We start from the raw sequence: 529 nt of genomic DNA, 5'->3' as shown, positions 1-529 counted from the left end.
CCATGAAGTCGGAGTCGCTAGTAATCGCAGATCAGCAATGCTGCGGTGAATACGTTCCCGGGCCTTGTACACACCGCCCGTCACGTCACGAAAGTCGGCAACACCCGAAGCCCGTGGCCCAACCCGTATGGGGGGGAGCGGTCGAAGGTGGGGCTGGCGATTGGGACGAAGTCGTAACAAGGTAGCCGTACCGGAAGGTGCGGCTGGATCACCTCCTTTCTAAGGAGCTACTTTCACCTTTCACCGGCGTACGACCGGTGGGGTGACAGCTCACTAGTGGAGCACTGGCTAGTCAGTTGGACCGGAGTGCCGGGCCGTTAGTACCGCCGCTGGTGACAGTGGAGTGGGAACGGGGTTGTCGGGGTTTCGGTTCGAGTCTGAACACACTGTTGGGTCCTGAAAGAACGGGCGACCGGTTCTTCGGAGACAGGGCCAGCGGACGCTTCAATGGTTTTGGGGCGCGAGCTGGTTTGCTGTTTGTTGTTTGAGATTTGCATAGTGGACGCGAGCATCTTTGTGGCCAAGTTTT

At 58.6% G+C, this 529-nt stretch carries 1 rRNA gene; it reads left to right on the top strand.

The annotated features are described in order from the left end of the window. Positions 1–219 (top strand): 16S ribosomal RNA (locus ABN273_RS59300); the annotation flags it as partial. Positions 220–529: the final 310 nt, after the last annotated feature.

This window comes from Nonomuraea sp. B19D2, assembly GCF_040137845.1.
Lineage (GTDB): Bacteria > Actinomycetota > Actinomycetes > Streptosporangiales > Streptosporangiaceae > Nonomuraea.
This window is presented reverse-complemented; position numbering and strand designations above follow the sequence as displayed.